General features: G+C 38.0%; 20 protein-coding genes. All 20 read left to right on the plus strand.

The window, feature by feature from the left end:
• The first annotated feature begins 4 nt into the window (after positions 1–4).
• The gene (locus J2S19_RS01535; protein WP_307336148.1) at positions 5–514 is read left to right on the plus strand and encodes a tetratricopeptide repeat protein; all 510 of its coding nucleotides are present in this window, start codon (positions 5–7) and stop codon (positions 512–514) included.
• The gene (locus tag J2S19_RS01540) at positions 501–1,439 is read left to right on the plus strand and encodes an ABC transporter ATP-binding protein (RefSeq protein WP_307336151.1); all 939 of its coding nucleotides are present in this window, start codon (positions 501–503) and stop codon (positions 1,437–1,439) included. The genes J2S19_RS01535 and J2S19_RS01540 overlap by 14 nt, the downstream gene beginning before the upstream one ends.
• 16 nt (positions 1,440–1,455) lie before the next feature.
• Positions 1,456–2,799: an ABC transporter permease gene (locus tag J2S19_RS01545; protein WP_307336153.1), complete on the plus strand. Its 1,344-nt coding sequence runs from the start codon at positions 1,456–1,458 to the stop codon at positions 2,797–2,799.
• A 155-nt stretch (positions 2,800–2,954) separates the two neighbouring features.
• Positions 2,955–4,430, plus strand: a complete 1,476-nt coding sequence (locus tag J2S19_RS01550; RefSeq protein ID WP_307336157.1) for a class I adenylate-forming enzyme family protein — start codon at positions 2,955–2,957, stop codon at positions 4,428–4,430.
• Between the two features lie 38 nt (positions 4,431–4,468).
• Positions 4,469–5,242: a tetratricopeptide repeat protein gene (locus J2S19_RS01555; RefSeq protein ID WP_307336160.1), complete on the plus strand. Its 774-nt coding sequence runs from the start codon at positions 4,469–4,471 to the stop codon at positions 5,240–5,242.
• Between the two features lie 91 nt (positions 5,243–5,333).
• Entirely contained in the window at positions 5,334–5,756 is a 423-nt protein-coding gene (locus J2S19_RS01560; RefSeq protein WP_307336164.1) for a hypothetical protein, read from the plus strand.
• Positions 5,757–5,838: 82 nt separating this feature from the next.
• Positions 5,839–6,252, plus strand: a complete 414-nt coding sequence (locus J2S19_RS01565) for an acyl-CoA thioesterase (RefSeq protein ID WP_307336167.1) — start codon at positions 5,839–5,841, stop codon at positions 6,250–6,252.
• 1 nt (position 6,253) lies between these two features.
• A complete protein-coding gene (locus tag J2S19_RS01570) occupies positions 6,254–7,219 on the plus strand; it encodes an ACP S-malonyltransferase (protein ID WP_307336170.1) in 966 nt (321 codons plus the stop codon).
• Between the two features lie 15 nt (positions 7,220–7,234).
• Complete coding sequence (gene fabG, locus J2S19_RS01575) at positions 7,235–7,984, plus strand: 3-oxoacyl-[acyl-carrier-protein] reductase (RefSeq protein WP_307336173.1); 750 nt, start codon at positions 7,235–7,237, stop codon at positions 7,982–7,984.
• A gap of 12 nt (positions 7,985–7,996) precedes the next feature.
• Entirely contained in the window at positions 7,997–8,299 is a 303-nt protein-coding gene (locus J2S19_RS01580; protein WP_307336175.1) for a phosphopantetheine-binding protein, read from the plus strand.
• Entirely contained in the window at positions 8,292–8,783 is a 492-nt protein-coding gene (fabZ, locus tag J2S19_RS01585; protein WP_307336178.1) for a 3-hydroxyacyl-ACP dehydratase FabZ, read from the plus strand. Before J2S19_RS01580 ends, fabZ begins: the two co-directional genes overlap by 8 nt.
• A gap of 17 nt (positions 8,784–8,800) precedes the next feature.
• Positions 8,801–9,916 carry a hypothetical protein gene (locus J2S19_RS01590; RefSeq protein WP_307336181.1) on the plus strand — a complete coding sequence of 372 codons (1,116 nt, stop codon included), beginning with the start codon at positions 8,801–8,803 and terminating at the stop codon, positions 9,914–9,916.
• 23 nt (positions 9,917–9,939) lie between these two features.
• The gene (locus J2S19_RS01595; protein WP_307336183.1) at positions 9,940–12,354 is read left to right on the plus strand and encodes a beta-ketoacyl-[acyl-carrier-protein] synthase family protein; all 2,415 of its coding nucleotides are present in this window, start codon (positions 9,940–9,942) and stop codon (positions 12,352–12,354) included.
• Positions 12,355–12,369: 15 nt separating this feature from the next.
• Complete coding sequence (gene acpS / locus J2S19_RS01600; RefSeq protein WP_307336186.1) at positions 12,370–12,768, plus strand: holo-ACP synthase; 399 nt, start codon at positions 12,370–12,372, stop codon at positions 12,766–12,768.
• 71 nt (positions 12,769–12,839) lie between these two features.
• A complete protein-coding gene (locus J2S19_RS01605) occupies positions 12,840–13,385 on the plus strand; it encodes a hypothetical protein (protein WP_307336188.1) in 546 nt (181 codons plus the stop codon).
• A gap of 467 nt (positions 13,386–13,852) precedes the next feature.
• Complete coding sequence (locus J2S19_RS01610; RefSeq protein ID WP_307336191.1) at positions 13,853–14,137, plus strand: hypothetical protein; 285 nt, start codon at positions 13,853–13,855, stop codon at positions 14,135–14,137.
• Between the two features lie 60 nt (positions 14,138–14,197).
• Positions 14,198–15,166 carry an SMI1/KNR4 family protein gene (locus J2S19_RS01615; RefSeq protein ID WP_307336193.1) on the plus strand — a complete coding sequence of 323 codons (969 nt, stop codon included), beginning with the start codon at positions 14,198–14,200 and terminating at the stop codon, positions 15,164–15,166.
• 392 nt (positions 15,167–15,558) lie between these two features.
• Positions 15,559–16,116 (plus strand): cache domain-containing protein, encoded by a 558-nt coding sequence (locus J2S19_RS01620; RefSeq protein ID WP_307336196.1) that lies wholly within the window; start codon positions 15,559–15,561, stop codon positions 16,114–16,116.
• 18 nt (positions 16,117–16,134) lie between these two features.
• Positions 16,135–17,343: a methyl-accepting chemotaxis protein gene (locus J2S19_RS01625; protein ID WP_307336201.1), complete on the plus strand. Its 1,209-nt coding sequence runs from the start codon at positions 16,135–16,137 to the stop codon at positions 17,341–17,343.
• A complete protein-coding gene (locus tag J2S19_RS01630; protein WP_307336204.1) occupies positions 17,344–17,646 on the plus strand; it encodes a hypothetical protein in 303 nt (100 codons plus the stop codon).
• Positions 17,647–17,902 lie beyond the last annotated feature (256 nt).

Genomic DNA, 17,902 nt, shown 5'->3' on the forward strand with positions numbered 1-17,902 from the left:
GGTTATGAATACAGTTGAAGAACGAATTGTTGATTTCATTGCAGCGAAGCAATATGATGCAGGAATTCAATACGTAAAGGGTGTCTTGAAAGAACATCCGACTGATGGTGATAGCTATGCGTGGTTGGCAGCCATTTATGGTCTTGTCATTGAAGAAGTAAATTTTAGTGAGAAGCTCAATTATGTTGAGCAACTTGAAGAGAACATCCTAAAGGCACTTAAATATAGTCCGAACTCGAAGCTTGTTCGTAAGGTTAACGGTATCCGCTTAATTAAAACACCAAATGAGTATGGCGGCGATAGTCAGGAAGGAATTGAGCTTTTAGAAGGATTGCTAGCAGAAGGTGAATCCGAATATGATCTTTATTATCATCTCGCCGTTGCATATACGGAATTAAATCAGTTTGTAAAAGCAAAGGAATACTTAGCTAATGCTATCCAATTAGACCCTAATGGACCAGAAGTAAATAAACTGAAAGAATATATAGGAATTGTTGAACATGAAGATTATTGAATTAACTGAGGTATCAAAAGCATACGGTGAAAGTACGGTTGTAAATGGCATTGACTTAGAAGTAAACGCGGGAGAAATCTTTGGCTTCATTGGTCCAAACGGAGCCGGGAAATCTACTTCAATCTCAATGATGAGTGCGCAATTAGACCCAACGCGAGGCACAATTAAAATCGATGGGGAACTGATTACGAATAAAAATGACACAATTAAAAATAAAATTGGCATTGTTCCGCAAGATATCGCGCTTTATGACACGTTAAGTGCATATGACAATTTAGACTTTTTCGCTTCTTTATATGGCATGAAAAAGAAAGAAAAGAAGGAAAAAATCAATTGGATTCTTGATATGGTTGGCTTACAGGATCGTTCAAAGGAGCTCATCCACACATTTTCTGGGGGAATGAAGCGACGAATTAATATTGCTGCGGCTTTGCTACATGATCCGAAAATTATTTTTATGGATGAACCGACAGTTGGGATTGACCCGCAATCACGTAACAGCATTTACGAACTTATCAAAGTTTTAAAAGATATGGGGAAGACGGTCGTCTATACAACACATTACATGGAAGAAGTTCAATCAATGTGTGACAGGGTCGCGATTATTGATAAAGGTGTCATTATTAAACGTGGAACAGTCTCAGAACTCGTTGCAGAAATATATGATGGGTTATTGGAAATTAAGTTAAAAGAACCTTGTCCAGAAGCAATTTTAAATGAATTAAAAGAAATTGATGGCGTTATGAACATGCAAAACAATCAAGCAACAGAGTTATCGATTGTCATTAAGGATCCTCAACAAATCATAAGTAAGATTATGAGTCTTTTAAATGAAAATGACCAAGTGATAGAAAATATTCAATTATTGCCGTCGAATTTAGAAACATTGTTTCTTTATTTAACAGGTAAAAAATTGAGAGATTAATAATGGAGTCGAAACTATGAAATTAAGTGCAATTATTAAAAAAGATGTAAAAATATTATTTAAAGATAAAGCTGCTTTAGTCGTGCTATTTTTGTTACCACTAATGTTTATAACAGTAATGAGCTTTGCATTAATGCCTGTTTTTAATGCAGACGGTGGTAATGTAGTCAAGGTTTTAGTCGTTGACCAAGATAAGACAACACAATCTAAGCAATTTATAAAAGATATTAATAAAGTTGAAGGAATTAAAGCAGTTACAGAAATCGATAAAAAGACGTTGGACTTGAAGGAATCAAAGCAATATATCACAAATGGAAAATATCCGTTGTTAATTGAAATTCCAAAAGGTTTTGAAACCAATGTCGTAAAAAATGAAAAAGTAACATTGAATGTCTTTGAAGACCCTGCCCAAGCGAATACAAACTCAGTGATTACAAAGGCAGTCGAAGGGGTCTCTCGTGAATTTTCGATTCAATTTTTAGTATCGATTATGGTTGATAACCAGGTGAAAAATATTCAAACGATGGTTGATGAAGAAATCGATACGATTCAAACTGACTTGAATAGCGAAATTCAAACGGAGCTGGACAAAATTAAAGAGCAAAGTGGTATCGATATCGCGATCCCTGCTGTTGCGAATGAAGAAGAGAACTTAGATTATGACGGGATTAAAGATGACTTAGTCACAGAAGCTGGAAATGCATTGAATGAGCCGGCAATTCAAACGAAGTCTGAAACTGTTTCTGGAGGAAATGAAAGCAAAAAGCCAGACTCTTTCCAACAAAGTGTTCCAGGCTATACGGTCATGTTTGCGTTCTTTATCGTATTATTTGCATCACGCTCGTTCATTACCGAACGGAATGAAGGTACATTTAAGCGGATTTTAGCTGCACCTGTCAGCAAAGGAAGCTTATTTGTTGGGAAAATGATTCCGAACTTTATTATTGGCTTAGTGCAAGTATTTTCAATGCTCTTATTTGGACGATTTGTGTTTGGTGTCTCATTAGGGGATTCATTGCTTGGGTTAATATTAATTTCAGTGGCAATGGTGTTTGTTAGTTCAAGTCTTGGGATGTTTGTCGCTTCGTTCGTCAAAACTGAAGCACAAGTTGTCGGGTTATCAATGATGATCGTTTTAACTCTTGCAGCACTTGGCGGTACGATGGTTCCGTTATTCATTATGCCTGAGTTCATGCAAAAAATTGCGCTCATTACTCCACATGCTTGGGCATTAACAGGATACCAGGATTTACTTGTCCGTGGTCAAGGGTTAGCTGATATATCTTTAAACATTATAGTGCTTCTCTGTATCGGACTTGTTTTAACGACTTTATCTATTTTCAGAATGAAATTTGATTGACCTGTAGTCAGCTTTTGCAAAGGAAAACTGAAGGGAAGCAAATCGTGAGAGGTGAGTACTTTCCCATGATTTGCTCCTCACTTTTCGTGAGGAGTCCCTTTTTTATGGTTTTCATTCGGAACGGAACGATTTTAGCTTTTTAGAGGGAGGAAGAAATGAGTATTTTCTTTACACATTTGAAGCTGAATAGCCGATTTATACCAAATCGTACGGCACTGCTTCATCATGAACAATCAATTTCTTACTCTGAATTATTTCAAACAACATTATCAATCAATCATTATCTTTATCACAAATATGCAAAAAAGAAACAGGATTTTATCGTATATCTCGAAAACGGTAATGAATTAGCACAACTGTTCATTGCATTAGATTTCCTCCAAGTTAACATGACGATTATTCATCGTGATACAGCGCTTGAAAACATCATCGAGCTGTTTAAAGTTGATGAGTCTAAAGTTCTCCTAACTTCAGCGCGTTTATTGAAAGAGATAGAAGCATACCTTCACCGGGATGTGGTCGTAGAAGTTGTTGAGAAAATAGATGCCCAGGAGATTACTTCCGAGAATAGGCTGCAAATAACGACAAACCCTTGTCACATTATTTTTTATACGTCTGGTACTTCTGGTCAGCCAAAAGGTGCCCTGTTTAATAAAAACATTTTTCATGCTGGTGTTTGGAGTCAACATGAGGAAGTGCATAAAGTGTATTTGAATACTAGACCACTATATTTTAAAGCGCACTTTTCACTATTTGCATTGTATATGCAAACGGGGCAAACATTGATTCTCCAGTCTGATTGTGAACAATTTAATGCCGATGTTTGTCTTAAACAAATTGAAAAATATAAGGCAACTCACATTATGTTGAGTCCACACGAGCTGCAGTTGTTATTGACATTCTTAAAGTGTGAACGTAAAAAGTTGCCATCAGAAGTGAAGGAAGTCTGCTGTTTAGGCTCGAGTGTACCGAAGAAAGTGGTAGAAAGTTTTCATAAACAGTTGAGTTGTAAACTAACAACAATTTATGGCACGACCGAGACAGGGATTATCTCCTGTAATCAGGATTTACAGCTTTCTAATGTAAGCAGCGTAGGCAAACCGTTTCTCGGTGTGGAAGTAAAGATAGTTGATGAAAATGACGAGGCGATAGACGTACTTACACGAGGGGAAATCTGTATTAAAACAAGTGGCATGATTGAAGACTATGTCGATAATCAGGACTTAAAACCAATGAATATGTGGAGAGATTATTTTCGCACCGGTGATATTGGCTACGTAGATGAACAGCAGCAATTGCACATTATCTCAAGGAAAAATGGCCTCGTCAATATCAATGGGAATCATTTTGCAATAAGTGGCCTTGAGGATGTGATTCGTGAGCTTACGGTTGTAGAAGGATGCTTTGCACATATTGAACGGACAGCAACTGATGTTTCAATTGTTTTGTTTGTTCAATTAATCGAGCATGCATTTCCAGATGAAGTGAAGGAAATCGTAACAAACTATATTACTTATAAGTTACCTAAGTATATGCATCCTAAAGAAATCATTATTGTGAAAGAATTGAAGGCTAACTACGCAGGGAAAATGAGCGTAGAACGTATGAAGGATTTAAGAAGTCTCGTTTGATGGTGAAAGTCAAATAATGAAAATTGGAGAAATTTTTAATGAAGAGGTATTTTATGCTAATTGCATCGATTGTTGTCATAGTTATTGTAGGATCGTTGTTAGGTTACTTTTATTATCAAAAAAATCTTTCTTTACCGGAAAGAAATGTTGAACCTGTAAGTAAAGAAATCACTGAACACGACGAAGCATCCGATCAGTCAAATAACGAGAATACTGCAACAGAAGATCAAGAAGCTATCAATCAGACTGAAGAGCAGACGACGGATAATACGGAAGATGAAACAGAGGAAGCACAACGAGAAGTACCTGAGGAGAAAGAGGTTCGCCATTTTATTATGGATGATGTGACGAAGGAGGCCTTTCAATTAATTGAGGAAGAAAATATTGACGAGGCCATTGAAATGCTAGAAGCACATGCGAATGAGGAACAATCGGCCGATCGCTATGCATGGCTGGCCGCAGCTTATGGGAAAAAAATTGACTCAACTGATAATGTTGCAAAAATAATGGGACTTAATTCAAAAATGTCAAACGCATTGAATAAAGCTTTTGAAATAGACCCGGATTCATTGGAAGCGACGTTTGTGAGAGGCAATAAACTATTGAACACGCCAAGCTTTTTTGGAGGAGATACAAACAAAGCGTTAAGTGATTTTCAAACATGTCTAGATCAAGGTATTGCCAGTGAAGAATTGTTCCTCGCTGTTGCAGATGCTTATGCGAAGCTCGGTGATACCGTGAAAGAAGATGAATACCGACAAAAGGCCGCTGATTTATCGAACGTTTCATTACGTAGTCCAATGGCAAATTGATGATAGAAAGGTGTGTTGAGCCATTATTAGCAGAAGAAAGAATCGAAATATAGGTATAATTCCATTAACTTATGGATTACTGGCGCTAGTTATGCTTACGCAAATGGGAAATCTCGGTTTTGATAAGGTGTTTCCATTTTATACGTTAATACCAGTAGGGGTGTTATTGAGCATTCTCTATATGTTTATCATTCCGATAAATATTCGATGGATTTTGCTTCCTTCTGGCATTCTAATTTCATTTGGGCTTATGATGCAAATCGCTATTTTCCTAGATAAATTACAATTTGTATGGGTAGGTATTCCAATTGCGATATTATGCGGGTATTTAATGCTAAGATGGGCTGGTGAAAATCATCCAATTACAAACCGAATCTTTTTTATATTAATTGGAGCAAGCTCCCTAATTGTTGTTTTCGTTTTATTCTCATTCATTATTAATCAAATAAGTATCGTGTTAATCGCATTAGCGTTTTTAATCATTGGTGTATATATTGTATTTTTTAGAAAGTAGTACAATTTGAAGTAGATTATGGAACTAAGAATTTTCGTGTTTAAAAAAAGTAGCAGTTATTAGATGTGGTGGTGGAACCAACATGCGAAAAACAGTTGTAGAGCTTGAGGTGTATTTTAGTGATTGTGATCCTACAGGCTTTGCACATAGCTCTAAGCATTTTCAATGGTTTGAGCAAGGTAGAATTACACTATTGAAAGAGGCAAATATCGATAGCAGCTTCGTGAGTGATTATCATTTCATGACAATTGATAGCTACTGCAAATATAAAAGCAGTGTGCGCTTTGGAGATAAATTAATTATCGAGGCCACTATAAATGAAAAAGATATTAGTAGAATTTTAGAATTTAATTATAAAATCACAAAAAAGCTAGGGAAAAAGCTTGTCGCAACTGGGAACACAAGACATGTTTTAACGACGATTAATGGGCAGCTGTTACAGCGTATTCCAGTCTCAATAAGAGAAAAGCTGAACCTGTACATAGAAGGTGAATGAGATGCAGGCATTTTTATTTCCGGGCCAAGGTGCACAAACAGTTGGTATGTTAAAAGATTATTATCAGCGCTATCCATCGATTTTTCGTCCACTATTGGAAGAAGCAAACGAACAATTGGGCTTTGAGATAGACGATTATATGTTTAAAGGCCCGAAACGTGTGCTTGACCAAACTGAAATCACACAGCCAGCGATGCTTATTTCAAGTGTAGGAATTGCATATTTGTTGCAAGAAGAGGGAATTTACCCAGATGTTGTAGCAGGACACAGTGCAGGTCAATTTTCTGCACTTGTCATCGCAAATGCCCTTTCATTTTCTGATGCTGTTAAGATGATTCATGTGAGAGGGAAATGCATGGGTGCGGTTGACAAAGATGGTGCAATGTTGGCTGTTCATACGAAGAATCGTGAAACCATCAACGAAATCTTACATTTTATAACCGGTTATGGTATTAACGTAGCGGCACATAATTCACCAAGTCAGCTCGTACTTTCAGGTGATAAAAAGATAATTGAGGTCATTCAAAAGGAATTAACAGCTATTCCAGCGGTGATGACAAAATCGTTAAGTGTTAGCCAGGCCTTCCATTCAACATTAATGGAGCCGGCCCGAACCCAGTTTTTACAGGAAGTAGACTTGAATTGTATTAAAAACCCTACTATTCCGATAGTTTTAAATTGTAATGCAAACAAGAGCACTTCTCGTATAGACATCATCAATGATATTATTGGGCAGTTTACTGAACCGGTTCTATGGTCGAAGACGGTGGATGAGCTTGCAGCAAGCAGTGTTAGTACGTACATCGAGGTAGGTATTGGAAAAGTTTTATCAAAGCTGTTACGTAATTTTCAATATGGTGGTCGTGCTTTTTCAACGGATACAACGAGCGGCTTTCAAAAGCTTATAAAAGTGAAACAATCGATTGGACAACCTTTAAATTCAGTTGTGGAAGATATAAAAGTATAGCATGAGGTGGAAAACATGTTTTTCAATGGAGAAATTGTCGTCGTTACTGGGGCATCACAAGGGATTGGCAGGGCGATTGCCACTGAATTTGCCAGCTATCCGGTAACGCTCATTCTTACCTATAACAGAAACGAAGAGAAAATGAATCATTTGCTTAACGAGCTTGAACAAAGCGGACAAGCCAAAGTCTATGCCTATAAAGTAAATATCGGCAATGAAGACGAGGTAAAAGAGCTGTTTAAAACGGTTAAAACGAAATATGGTAAAGTCGACATTCTCGTCAACAATGCCGGGATTACGAATGATGGGTATATTTCGATGATGAGTAACAAGAAATGGGATGAAGTCATCGATATTAACTTACGTGGTACGTTTATGTGTACACGAGAAGCAGTGAAGCAAATGATGAGTAAAAAGAGTGGAGCAGTGATTAACATTTCATCTACGAGCGGTGTTTTTGGGTCAAAGGCTCAAACGAATTACGCTGCTGCAAAAGGTGGAATGATTTCGTTTACGAAAAGCTTGGCACTCGAGCTAGCTGATTACAATATCCGCGCAAACGTTGTGGCACCTGGCTTTATTGATACGAGTATGACAAAAAGTCTTCCGAAGGACATGGTAGCGGACGTTTTAAAGATGATTCCGATGAAACGGTTTGGTAAGCCGGAGGAAGTGGCCGGGATTGTTACATTTTTAGCATCGCAAAAGGCTAGTTATATTACAGGGAAGACTTTCACGGTTGATGGTGGTCTTATCAATGGATAGGAGGTTTAAGGGATGACTGATATGAATGATTTAATCTACCAGGCAAATCAAAGAAAACGATTAACGAGTGCACTTAAGGAACTCATTGTTGATTCTCTCGATTTAGATATTGACCCGCATTATATTACCGATGATCAACCAATCTTTGGACGCGGACTCGGGTTAGACTCAATCGATGCATTGGAATTGTTCATCGCACTTGAAGATAAATATGGGGTGACAATTTATGATGATGATGTTGAGGTGTTCTCCTCCATTAATAAGCTAGCAGATTACATTGAAGAGAATGCAGAAAAGGAGCTTATTGATGCGTAAAGAGTTAGGGATTCAAGAGATATTAAAAATTTTACCACATAAATGGCCGTTTTTATTCGTTGATAAAGTGACTGATATCGAACCTGGTAAAAGAGGGATTGGGATAAAAAATGTGACAATTTCTGAGCCTTACTTTGAGGGACATTTTCCACAGTTCCCAATTATGCCGGGGGTTTTAATCGTTGAAGCCGCTGCACAGACTGCTGCTGTTATTTTTGCTGCAGGCGAGATTGAAAGGCTATCGAATGAGCCGTCCGGGGGAAGCCGTGTTAGTAAAAAGGAAATGACTGACAGCCCATTTCTAGGCTATCTCTCTTCGATAAAAAAAATGAAATTCAAAAAACCAGTCGCACCAGGCGACCAGTTGAAAATAAAGGTTCGCATTGGCGCGAGCTTAAATGGTCTAACACAGGTCATCATCGCGGTTTCAACTGAAAAAGAAACGGTCGCTGAGGGTGAAATCATTATCGCGAAAAAACAATAGGATGGAGGATGATTCATTTGAATACAACTTTAAAGCTTTCTTCCTTTACTCAATCGACAAGCCAAAATGCTGAGCTTGTTGATAAAGCAGGTTATGGTGTTGTTGAATACTATACTGACGTAAAAGCTGAGTATAGCGCAATACGTCATGGAGCAGGAATTTATGATGCGACTGCAAATGGACTAATCAAAGTTTCAGGCGGGCAATTTCTAGAGTTTGTAAATGACTTCATTACAATTGATATTGAATTTTTAGATATCGAAAAATCAGTGTTTTCACTTATTTTAGATGAACAAGGTAACATCATAGACTTAGTTACAGTTTATTTATTAGACGAGTCCATCATCATTGAAACGTCGCCGATTAAGCGAGAAACGATTTTTACGAGATTAAGAGAGTTGTCAACTGTACACGAAGTGGAAATAGAAGATTTGACTGAAAGCACAACACTTCTTCAAATTGAAGGTCCCTACTCGTGGAAGGTATGTGAAAAGTTAATTGATTTTGAAATCTCCTCGATTCCTTTTCAATCGTTCGTTGAATTCGAGTATAACGAACAAGCCGCGATACTAGCAAGAACGGGGGTAACAGGTGAGTACGGCTATAAAGTGTTCGTTAAGCATGAACATGCCGTGGAGCTATATAATTTTTTGCTAAGTCAAAATCATCGCGAATTCCTAGTAAAACCTGTTGGCTACAAAGCGTTAACGATTACGATGCTTGAAATTCGTCAACCGCATATTGAATTTGATTTAAACGGTTTATCCGTCTATGAAGCAACAGCTGAATGGTTGATTTCCTTTAATAAAGAGCAGTTTATCGGTAAAGATGCTTTATTAAATAAACGTGAGCAACAATCAAATCGAATCATTGTTGGTTTTGCGCTTCAAGCAGAAAATGAGTTACAAGCAGGGGATGTTGTTTGTGTAGATGGACCAATTGGTGAAATAATTCAAATTGAATATAGCTATGAATTAAAGAAATATATTGGATTAATCCTCATCAATAAAGAAATCGGTGTCTCCAATTTGACGATTGATTTGACAGTAGAACGACTACAAAAATCAACACAAATTCAGACGATTTCCTCACCATACATCATTCCAATCTCTTGGAAAAATAAAATCACGTAATGAAGGAGGAGCTGGAGGTGTATATGAAACACGAAGTCGTCGTCACTGGTATGGGGATTATTTGTGCAAATGGCCAAAATGTGGATGAATTTTGGCGCAATATTCAGGCAGGAACATCAGGGATTGATCAATCTAGCTTTCATATCGATGGCTTTGGTCCGGTATATGCAGGTGAAGTAAAGGAGATTAGCCCCACATTAATCGACACCTATAAACTGCATCATCATGACAAAGTTTCTCAATTTGCCGTAATTGCCGCAAACGAAGCTATTCAAATGGCCAGCTTGAACATAGAACATGTTGACCCTTTCCGTGTTGGTATTATTGTCGGGACATCATTAGGAGGAGTCGTCAACGGTGAGGCATTTTTAACACAATGGCTAGAGGAAGGCCTGGAACATGCAGATGGAGAGCTAATTAATGATTATCCTCTCCATGCCCCTTCCGATATAGTCGCTGCTAAGCTTGGTATTAAGGGTCCGAAAACAACGATTTCCAACGCTTGTGCTGCAGGTTCGAACGCGATTGGTATAGCATTAGATTACATCCGTTCAGGGATGATTGATATTGCGTTAGTTGGCGGTGCAGATCCACTATCCTATCTATCTCTTTCTGGTTTTAATAGTTTAAATGCATTGTCAACAGGACATTGTTCACCTTTTTCAACTAGTGATGGGATTAATATCGGTGAAGGTGCAGGTTTTATCGTTTTAGAAAGAAAAGATTTTGCTGATGCTAGAGGCATTGATGGTATAGCGAAAATTTACGATTATTCGTTGTCGGCGGACTGTTATCATCCGACTGCACCTGATCCTGCTGGGTCTGGTGCATTGCAAGCGATGAAAAATGTATTGGAAAAAGCAAATATACCAGCAATAGACGTTTCATATATTAATGCTCATGGAACAGGGACACAAGCGAATGACCTGTCTGAACCGAAGGCAATTCGTTCAATGATGAAAGATGTAATACCGCCAATTTCGTCTACAAAATCGATGACAGGTCATATGTTAGGTGCAGCAGGACTAGTAGAGGCAATTACGAGTATTTTAGCGATTCGAGATGACGTCCTGCCACCGACTGTGAATTTCGATGAACGCCAAGCGAAGTATGAGATGGATTTTGTGCCAAATCATTCAAAAGCTGCTACCGTTGATATTGTGCTGTCAAACTCATTTGCATTCGGAGGCAACAATTGTTCTGTTTTATTCGGAAAAAATGACAAGGACACCTTACCGACACCGCAAATTGCACAGCAAAACGTTGTCATCACAGGCATTGGTGCGATTGCGGGCAATGCTGAGAATACAGACGATGTATTCAAAATTTTATCTGGTGAGAAAGTGGCACTTGATAAACGGAAGTATGAACAGATTGAGTCGTTTACAGGGGAAATTAGTCCAATCCGCTATGAAAAATTTATCAATCCAAGCTATGTTCGTAAAATGGATGCTTTAAGCAAACAGGCGGTACTGACGACCAAGTATGCAATAAAGGATGCTAGTTTAAGAATTTCGAAACAAAATAGTGAGCGTATTGGCTTAATTTTTGCGACAGGGACAGGCCCTCTTGATACCGTTCACTCGTTTTATAAAAAAGTTTTACTTGAAGGACCACAGAAGGCTAGTGCAAAATTGTTTCCCAATACAGTGATGAATGCTGCTGCAGGTCATATCGGAGTCAACGTAAAAATAAAAGGGCCAACATCGACAATTTGTGCTGGTGGTGTATCCGGTATCAATGCAATGCATTATGGTACACTCCTTATCCAACAGGATATATGTGATCAAGTCATTGTTGTAAGCTCTGATGAATTTAATGAAACGATTTTTTTAGGTGCTTCGAGAATGAAGAACTTTTTATCGCATGAAAGAGCGAAGCCGTTTGACCGAAACCGAAATGGCTTAAACTTAGGTTCAGCAAGTGTTGCCATTGTTTTAGAAAGTGAAAGCAGTGCGAAACAGAGAGACAAACAAGCATACGCAACGATTTCTGGCTTCGGAATGGCAAGTGGCCAGGCACAAACAGAGAGTATCGACCGAAAAGGGGAGTCTTGGCAGAAAGCAATAGAGCTGTCACTATCAACTGCCGGGTTGCAGCCTGATGATATTCAACTCGTTTCATCAGCCGCATCAGGTCATAAAATTGATGCATTAGAAGCAAAAGTAATCTCATCTATTTTTCAAGAACAGGATGTACTTGTGAATGCAACGAAAGGATTATTTGGCGAAACACATGCTTCAGCAGGTATGTTAGGCATATTAGATACGATTAATGCATTTAACGGTACAGTTTCAAGTGTAGGAAACGAAACCACTGACCCGATTTCTAAATTGAAGTTGGCAAATGTAACACTGTTCAACCAAGACATCCAACATGCAGTTGTCAATACGTATAGCTTTGGAGGGAATTATGCCTCGATGGTCTTAAGCAAATAATGGGGTGGAACATAAATGGGTATTGGATTAGGCATGGATTTAGTGGAATTAAATAGAATTAACCTATCGTTAGAACGCTCCTCTGGAAATATAATTAAGAAAGTTTTGCATCCTAGTGAAATCGAACGCTATGAGGAGCTTGAACAACCTAAAAGAAAACTAGAATGGTTTGCTGGGAGATTAGCTGCAAAAGAAGCAGTAAAAAAGGCAATCGGGAATAGTATCGAAATGAAACTGCGCTTAATCGATATTATCATTAGGAATGACCGGTTAGGAAAACCTTGTGTCCAGCTTTCCGAAGAGAAAAAAACAGGCTTTGAGGAATATGCGATTGAAATAACAATAACCCATTCGGAGAGAACTGCCGCAGCAGTCGCAATACTCTATCCGAAACAAGTATTTAACATACAGTAATATGTTGATTATAGGGTAAATTGATGTACTTAAATGATAGAAGGTTTTGTTAATCATAGTGAGGTGGCCGGATGATTACAAATGTAAAGAAAGCAGAAGAAATCATTATCGAATTATTATTAGTATCTCAAGACCGAACGACAGACATCCTTGAAATTATTACAAACGAAAAACTACAACCTAAAATATTGAAGCAAATGGATGCAAGTGAACTTTTGCATAAGGACAAGCATTCTAATAGTCAATTAGGTGCAGGGATATTATTGCGAGAGACTTGCTTATATACTAGTATTTCTCAACGGTTAGTCTCTCATAATTCAGGGCTCATTTGTCAGGACCTCGTCCCAAGCGAACTCTATACAGGGATTACGGAGAAAAAGCGTGGTATCGGGGACTTAATGGCAAGTATAAAAGTCGCAACAACTCGTAACATCATCGAATGTGGCTATCGCGAAAATGATAAACTAACCGATATTTTCGGAAACAGAGTCACAAGCCACTTCGAGGATACCGAAGCGCTAATCCCCTTCAAAAAATACGAGCTAACATTTAACGGACACAACCAACCAGGCATCTACCTTCTAGAATACTTTAATCCGCAAATCGTCGGTAGCTAGGAAGCATGGGGACGATTCTTCTGCTTCCTTTAAGAGTAGGAAGCAGAGTGACGGTTCTCATGCTTCCTACTAATTGTCTTCCACTATGTTTCTAACTTATCGAAGCATGTTCAACCACAACGAATTAATTTTCTTTATTAGAGCTGGATTTCAATATTTCATCTAGCTTTCTCTCGATCTCGTCCAACCGGATTTTTGTATTGTTCATAAAGTGAGCGACTCTTGATATGAGGTAAATCATTAGTACAAAAAATAGCAAGTTTATAATAGTTCCAAATATATCCATACTCCCTCCTTATCATACATCTAATACATCTACCATTCTGTAGATACGATAAAATAACCTTCCCCGAAATCATTTTTCTTTTAAAGTTTCCTAAAAATAGAAGGGTGATAAATAAAAATGTGAAACGATATTCAAAATAATCCGTATATACTAATAAGGCTAAGTATGTAGAGTGATTTAGATGAGAGGAACGATGTCTGTGATACCTACCCTTTTAACCGTTATATTAATTGTCACATTAATCATTTCAATTACAATCGTTGTGAAAAAGCGAAGAAAAGCTGGCATAACAGGAATAAAAAGTGCGTTAACTTCCATATGTTTTTATGCCATCGGGATTATTAATTTAGTAGCTTATTGGTTTGATTTTTTAGGCTTAGTAAGCTGGACGTTAAGTTTTATTTTGATTCTTTTAGGGGCTTATTTTATGAAATATTTACCGATTGATAAAGAGGCATTGCGTTAATCAACATGGTTAGCGCATCTTTTACTTTTACTAGATTGTTTTAAAGGAGAGCAAACCAATATGTCTTATTTTTTGAAACTAGATATGAAAGATTTCTGGGATAATAGCCAATATGCAGAGCAACATTACATATCAGAGCCACCTACAGATGAAATGATTACGAAAATTGAAATCGATTTAGGCTACAAATTGCCAAAATCCTATATCTTGTTTATGCAGCATCAAAATGGAGGAATCCCGAAAAATACTTGCTTTCCAACAACTGAACCGACATGCTGGGCGGAAAATCATATTGCGATTTCAGGTATTTTTGGAATTGGCTATGAAAAAAGTTGCTCATTGGGCGGGGAGTTTGGTAGTGAATTTTGGGTCGAGATGTGGGATTACCCAAACATCGGCATTGCAATAGCCGATTGTCCATCGGCCGGACATGATATGATTTTCCTCGATTATCGTGAATGTGGTCCCACAGGAGAACCGTGTGTTGTCCATGTTGACCAAGAAGATGACTTTAAGATTACGTGGTTAGCAGACGATTTTGAAAGTTTTATAGTTGGATTAGTACATGATGATGTTTTTTCTAATCATGAAGAGGAAAAGACAGCAACGTTCCATATGGTAAATACTGCAGCGTTTTCGACAGAGTTAATGAATTTATTGAGTAAGCAAAGTGACATTCGAGATCTTGAAACAAAATTGAGAAAGCTATGCAAGGGAATTGTTGAGGAAAAAGGCTATTTTGCGTTACATTCTGACAGGAAATCACTGCTCCTTTATGATCTACAATTTTGGTTATATAGTAGTTATTATGATGAAATAACAGCTGAACGATTTTTGGATACCTACCCGAAGTTTATTGCCATGCCTAGTGAGGAGGAGGTTGTGTCAAGTGGGGGTTATGCACCAGACTTTGTTCGTGATTGGCTTAAGCAGCGGATGGAAGAAGGGGCAATTGTTGAGGTGGGATATTATATTCAATTTACAGAAAGGGAAAAGAATAGGTTAATAGAAAAATTTAATGAGATGTAAAAGTGTTAAGTGCTTCTGACTTAAAAAGTATCAGCTGTTGAAAAATCCGAACTATACGGAAATTCTGATTGGAATTTCGTATTAGGTCGGGTTTTTCTTTGCTTAATTATCGTGGAGTTTGTAGAAAGAGGTTAAATCATATTTAATTAAAATAGGAAGCAGGAGATATAGTGCACTCGCTTCCGTTCATTATGATTAAACAATCTTTATAAATTAGCGTAGAGATTGTTGGAATAAGTTTATATCATTATTATTTTAAAATAGGAAGCAGAAGAACCGTCCCCGTGCTTCCCCGTGCTTCCTTCCCGCGCTTCCCAGTAATCCCCTCTACAAATTTCGACATTCATGAAGTAGAATTTACATAATTACATGTTTGGGGGGGAGAAGGAATCTTGAAATTACGAACTAGAATGCTAGTACTATTGATAGGAGCAGTATTTGTCATTTTCGGCAGTGTGTCAGCCTATAATATATACAATACAAGTCAGATGAATAGAGATAATGCAAAGGAAATGTTAAAGAGTGATGCTGAAAATATTTCAAAGGACCTTCAATTAAGTGTTGAAACGGCTTTAACGAGTGCTAGGTCGATGGCCCATGCCTTACAAGGAATGAAGGAAATTCAAGCAACAGACAGGGAAACCGTTAATGCGATGTTATATTCACTTGTAAAAGACAACCAAGCTTTTGAAGGGGCATGGACAATTTGGGAGCCAAATGCCTTTGATGGGAAGGATAAGGAATATGTGAATACAGAGCTACATGACGAAACAGGAAGATTCATTCCGTACTTCTATCGTTCAGCAGATAACCAAATAGTCGGAGATTTAAGTGTAAATTATGATAATCCAGAAGATGCACCTTATTATTTTGAACCAATGGAAAAGGGACACGAGGTAATTATAGAGCCGTACCTCTATGAAGTAAACGGTGAAGAGAAAATGTTCTAATCTGCTGTAGTACCTATTATGCAGAATGATACATTTTTAGGTGTAGTCGGTGTTGATATCGTTTTAGACCAAATTCAATCAATGATTAATGATTATCAACTTTTTGATTCAGGTGAAGCTATCATCTTTTCTAATGAAGGACTAATTGTCTCCCATCAAAAAAAGGAATTGGTAGGGAAGGATTTAGAAGAAATGATTCCAGCTCCAGCATCTGAAGAGGTAAAGCAACTGATTAAAAATGGTGAAACGAAAGGTCATACATTTGACACAACGATGGTTGAGTATGTGCCAGTCATGTTTGGTCAAACCGATGCTCCATGGTCAGTAATGGTTGCAGTGCCAGAAAAAGAAGTAATGAGTGAGTCTCATCAATTGTTTATCGCCTCAGTAACTGGTGTGATTGTTGGTCTCATGCTTATTTCTATCGTAGTCATGTATATTGCGAACCTTATTGTGAAGCCAATCAAAGCCACAACAGTTGTCGGTAATCATTTGGCACAAGGCGATTTCACACAAAATATTTCGAGTAAATATTTGCAAAGACGAGATGAAATTGGCGATATCTCTAGAAGCTTTAATACGATGAAGCAAAATCTTTCTGCAATGATTAGTAATGTATCGTCTCATGCAGAACAGGCTGCTGCCGCTTCTGAGCAACTAGCAAGTAGTGCACAGCAGACAGGTGAAACATCACAGCAAATTAGTATGACAATTAATGAAATTGCCGATGGAGCAAATAAACAAACATATAGTGTGAACTCAATTTTAGAAAAAATGAAGAAAACCGTAACTGATGTAGAAAATGGGCAACAAGCTTCTTTAGAGGCGTTGGATTTAGCTATAAAATCAAATACTTCGGCTCGTGAAGGTGAAAGTGTTGCCCAAACAACTGTGAAGCATTTACAAGAGGTAAATCATCAGGTGAAAAATTCCGCTGAATCAGTGAAGGCACTTGGTAATCGTTCAGAGGAAATTAGTAGTATCATCACGGTTATTTCTGAAATTGCGAATCAAACAAATTTATTAGCGTTAAATGCAGCGATTGAAGCAGCTCGAGCAGGAGAGCATGGGAAAGGATTTGCTGTTGTCGCCGATGAAGTTCGAAGACTGGCAGAACAAACATCAACCTCAGCGAATATGACGACAGATATTATTAATGGTATTCAACAAGATACGAAAAACATTGTTCAGGTGATTGAAGAAACATTTGCAATGGTTCAAAAGTAAATGACATATATCGAAAACCTAGGTCAATCATTACAAGAAATCGTCGTGAACGCATCCGATACAGAACATAAGAGCGATGAGCTGAAAGACCTTTTAGCAAATGTGTTGCATAATTCACAGCAAGTTCTATCTTCAATTGAGGATATTTCAAACATTATTACAGAATCAGCCGCATCATCAGAGGAAGTTGCAGCTGCTGCTGAGGAGCAAAGTGCAACAGTTGAGGAAGTCACATCTAGCTCATCAAGCTTAGCTCAAATGGCAGAAGAATTAAATCATGAAGTATCCCAATTCAAACTATAATCTTTCGGAAGCGGGGGGACGGTTCGAAGCCACTGAAAAAGTCTTGTTTATAGATAAATAGTATTTATCATACAAGGTTGACGTTCAGTTTGATTTCCGCTACAGTACTCGCTTTCCGCGGGGTGGGTGGTGAGCCTCCTCGGCGCTAACGCCTGTGGGGTCTCACCTCTCCCACGCATCCCGCAGGAGTCTCGCACTTCCGCTCCAATCAAACTATACATGGTATGAGCTTCTATATCTGTACAAAAAGTTCATG

The organism is Metabacillus malikii (assembly GCF_030813355.1).
GTDB classification, from domain to species: Bacteria; Bacillota; Bacilli; order Bacillales; family Bacillaceae; genus Metabacillus; species Metabacillus malikii.

Excerpts from the sequence above, each read along its gene's own strand:
- J2S19_RS01535 (WP_307336148.1), top strand. The coding sequence starts at position 5 with ATGAATACAGTTGAAGAACGAATTGTTGATTTCATTGCAGCGAAGCAA.
- J2S19_RS01540 (WP_307336151.1), top strand. The coding sequence starts at position 501 with ATGAAGATTATTGAATTAACTGAGGTATCAAAAGCATACGGTGAAAGT.
- J2S19_RS01545 (WP_307336153.1), top strand. The coding sequence starts at position 1,456 with ATGAAATTAAGTGCAATTATTAAAAAAGATGTAAAAATATTATTTAAA.
- J2S19_RS01550 (WP_307336157.1), top strand. The coding sequence starts at position 2,955 with ATGAGTATTTTCTTTACACATTTGAAGCTGAATAGCCGATTTATACCA.
- J2S19_RS01555 (WP_307336160.1), top strand. The coding sequence starts at position 4,469 with ATGAAGAGGTATTTTATGCTAATTGCATCGATTGTTGTCATAGTTATT.
- J2S19_RS01560 (WP_307336164.1), top strand. The coding sequence starts at position 5,334 with ATGCTTACGCAAATGGGAAATCTCGGTTTTGATAAGGTGTTTCCATTT.
- J2S19_RS01565 (WP_307336167.1), top strand. The coding sequence starts at position 5,839 with ATGCGAAAAACAGTTGTAGAGCTTGAGGTGTATTTTAGTGATTGTGAT.
- J2S19_RS01570 (WP_307336170.1), top strand. The coding sequence starts at position 6,254 with ATGCAGGCATTTTTATTTCCGGGCCAAGGTGCACAAACAGTTGGTATG.
- fabG (WP_307336173.1), top strand. The coding sequence starts at position 7,235 with ATGTTTTTCAATGGAGAAATTGTCGTCGTTACTGGGGCATCACAAGGG.
- J2S19_RS01580 (WP_307336175.1), top strand. The coding sequence starts at position 7,997 with ATGACTGATATGAATGATTTAATCTACCAGGCAAATCAAAGAAAACGA.
- fabZ (WP_307336178.1), top strand. The coding sequence starts at position 8,292 with ATGCGTAAAGAGTTAGGGATTCAAGAGATATTAAAAATTTTACCACAT.
- J2S19_RS01595 (WP_307336183.1), top strand. The coding sequence starts at position 9,940 with ATGAAACACGAAGTCGTCGTCACTGGTATGGGGATTATTTGTGCAAAT.
- acpS (WP_307336186.1), top strand. The coding sequence starts at position 12,370 with ATGGGTATTGGATTAGGCATGGATTTAGTGGAATTAAATAGAATTAAC.
- J2S19_RS01605 (WP_307336188.1), top strand. The coding sequence starts at position 12,840 with ATGATTACAAATGTAAAGAAAGCAGAAGAAATCATTATCGAATTATTA.
- J2S19_RS01610 (WP_307336191.1), top strand. The coding sequence starts at position 13,853 with ATGAGAGGAACGATGTCTGTGATACCTACCCTTTTAACCGTTATATTA.
- J2S19_RS01615 (WP_307336193.1), top strand. The coding sequence starts at position 14,198 with ATGTCTTATTTTTTGAAACTAGATATGAAAGATTTCTGGGATAATAGC.
- J2S19_RS01625 (WP_307336201.1), top strand. The coding sequence starts at position 16,135 with ATGCAGAATGATACATTTTTAGGTGTAGTCGGTGTTGATATCGTTTTA.
- J2S19_RS01630 (WP_307336204.1), top strand. The coding sequence starts at position 17,344 with ATGACATATATCGAAAACCTAGGTCAATCATTACAAGAAATCGTCGTG.